This is a genomic window from Calditrichota bacterium, from assembly GCA_016867835.1.
Lineage (GTDB): Bacteria > Electryoneota > AABM5-125-24 > Hatepunaeales > Hatepunaeaceae > VGIQ01.
In genome coordinates this window covers 1-2,645 of the sequence record VGIQ01000192.1, presented here as the reverse complement: position 1 = coordinate 2,645, position 2,645 = coordinate 1, and the positions used below count along the sequence as shown (strand labels likewise).

General features: G+C 55.7%; 3 protein-coding genes. 2 read left to right on the top strand and 1 reads right to left on the bottom strand.

Annotated features, from left to right (window positions below):
- Positions 1-192 precede the first annotated feature (192 nt).
- Together FJY67_11965 and amrS are read left to right on the top strand one after the other, a co-directional pair.
- Positions 193-888 (top strand): redox-sensing transcriptional repressor Rex, encoded by a 696-nt coding sequence (locus FJY67_11965; GenBank protein MBM3330163.1) that lies wholly within the window; start codon positions 193-195, stop codon positions 886-888.
- A 261-nt stretch (positions 889-1,149) separates the two neighbouring features.
- Complete coding sequence (gene amrS / locus FJY67_11960) at positions 1,150-2,193, top strand: AmmeMemoRadiSam system radical SAM enzyme (protein ID MBM3330162.1); 1,044 nt, start codon at positions 1,150-1,152, stop codon at positions 2,191-2,193.
- Between the two features lie 139 nt (positions 2,194-2,332).
- On the opposite strand, the gene FJY67_11955 is transcribed toward amrS, so the two are convergent.
- Positions 2,333-2,563: a hypothetical protein gene (locus FJY67_11955; GenBank protein ID MBM3330161.1), complete on the bottom strand. Its 231-nt coding sequence runs from the start codon at positions 2,561-2,563 to the stop codon at positions 2,333-2,335.
- Positions 2,564-2,645: the final 82 nt, after the last annotated feature.

Here is a 2,645-nt window from a genome sequence, read left to right as displayed (position 1 = left end):
TCAGTAGTCTGCCCTCAAGCGACGCCGGACTGGTCTCTGCTATCACGGAAGGGCAATTAAGGCAGGGGAAAAGGCCGCGCCTCCGTTCCGGAGACATCGCTGAACAACGAAGGTGTAAGTCAGACCTAACTAAACTGAGAGTTTGTTAAGAATCTCTTGCAGATAGCCTTGTAGGGGGCTATATTATGTGAAATGGTTAACGGAAAAGAAATGAAATATCGACGGACTCCTCCCTCTCTCACCATAAACAGGCTGGCGCGCTATCTGAATTACCTGACTCTCCTGCCCGCCGAAGAGACTCACGTCAGTTCCGCCCAGATCAGCAAGGCGCTCGGGATCAAAGCAACCCAGTTCCGTCAGGATTTCCACTACTTCGGCGGATTTGGCAGACCGGGCCTCGGCTACGACCGGCAATTGTTGATTGAGGTGCTCGAACGCATCCTCGGCGTCGATAAGCCGCAAGGGATGGTGATCATCGGCGTAGGCCATCTCGGCGCTGCTCTCGCCAGTTACGCCTACTTTGAACGAATGAACCTGAGGTTACTTGGGCTGTTCGACAACAATGCCAAGCTGGTCGGGCTATCGATACGCGGCATTCCGATACTCCACCCGGACAGCCTTCCGAAGTTCGTGCAGACCAACGACGTCCGGCTCGGCATCATCACCACGCCGAAAGAATCCGCCCAGATCATCTGTGACTCGCTCGTGAAATGCAACGTTAAGGGGATCTGGAACTTCACCCCTATTCAGTTGAATGTGCCTGCCGGGTTCGTCGTTCGAAATGAGCAGCCGGCGCTGGGGCTGCTTGCCCTGACGTTCCAACTTAATGAGCTAGAACATATCGGCGATCATAAGAAAGGCGCCAGAAAAGGATACTCTTTCGACTGAGGACTCCGGCTCCGATTGCGCCGCGAAGCGGTTATCGAGCGAGCGGTCAATCGATTTGATTGACCGCTCGTTGCTTGCGATAGTCGGGCAGAAAGCCTTTCCGCCAACCGGCGGCTGAGCGTAGAGCAACCCGGGGATGATCCGACCCGGCAGCAATGACGCCAGCGCTCAGGGGATTATTTACCTCTCATCATACACGCTGGTCATCCAACCGCGCAAGATGCCCGGCGTAATACATTACGGTTTTGAGTTGAGGAATCGTTGAACGCATCGGGAACGATAGAGCGCCCACGGATGATCGAGGCGCCGTTTCAGCATCGCGAAGGGAAGCGCATCCGCTGCGATATCTGCCCGAAGTTTTGCAAGCTCGACGAGGGAGGGATCGGCGTTTGCGGCGGACGGCAAGTCATCGACGGGCGGCTGATTGCGACCAATTACGGGCAGGTCTGTTCGCTTCATCTCGATCCAATCGAGAAGAAGCCGCTCTACCATTTCTATCCCGGCAGCGAGATACTCTCGGTCGGTCCGAATGGCTGCAACCTGACCTGCGAATGGTGCCAGAACTGGCAGATCAGTCAGAACAGCGCTCCGACAAGGTTGGTGATGCCCGAAGAACTCGCCGATATGGTGGACGCCCTCGATGGAATCGGCGTCGCCTATACTTACGCGGAACCGTTGATCTGGTATGAATACGTCCTCGACGCTGGCAGGTTACTGCACGAGCGCGGCTTGTTTAACATATTTATTTCCAACGGTTACATCAACGCCGAACCGCTTCGCGAACTTCTTCCGGTCGCCGACGCCTTCAACATCGACCTGAAATCCGATGATGACCTCTGCTACAGTCACTTCTGCGGCGGCCATCTTGGAGATGTACAGCGAACGATGAGAATGATTTACGAAGCAGGCAAGCATCTTGAAATCGCCCACTTGATTGTAACCGGCGTCAACGACGATCTCGGTAAAGTTGAACGGCTGGCAAAGTGGATCGGGTCGATGGATAGCGCGACACCGCTGCATCTGTCGCGCTATTTCCCCGCCAATCGCTATGACCTCCCGCCGACGGACCTTGGATTTATGAACGACGCTTACGAAATTGCGAAGGCGCATCTCGACTACGTCTATCTTGGAAATGTCTGGGAAGGCAAACGGCAGGATACTTTTTGTCGGCAGTGCGGCGAACTGTTAGTCAAGCGGCGCGGCTACGGAGTCGAAACTCCCGGATTAGTGAAAGGCGGCTGCCGGAAATGCGGCGCCGATCAACCGATCGTCGTCGCGGAGCGCGCGAGGATGGTAGAGGCTTAAGCGAATCCGTCGCGCCGTCAACACGACGGTCAAGCGTTGAGAGTCGCCCGGCTCTCACGGAATGCAGAAGTTCACTGACGAAATCAAAGCGGCGGGGTTTGCCCGCCGCTTCTGTTTTCTAAATTCGAACCCGCTTGCCCTACTCTGCCGGCTCCGGCAAGGCGAGGTTGACGCTCAAGCCGTGCTCCTTCACAAATTTAACCAGCCACTCGTTATCCGCCTTGAGTATGCCATCCACCATCGCGTAATTGTGGACGCCGAGACTACGGTCCTTTCTCAGTTTATCGAGGCGACTCCTGAGGGCAGATAGTTCCGGAGTCTCGATCTTGCGGCAAAGGTGGAGCAACGAATCGACGGAGGTCAGAGCCATCCTGAAATCGGACTTCCAGCCGGCGAGCAGCTTATCATATCCCGGTTCGTGGCAGTTTACGCAGGTTTCGCCGGTCGGTCTC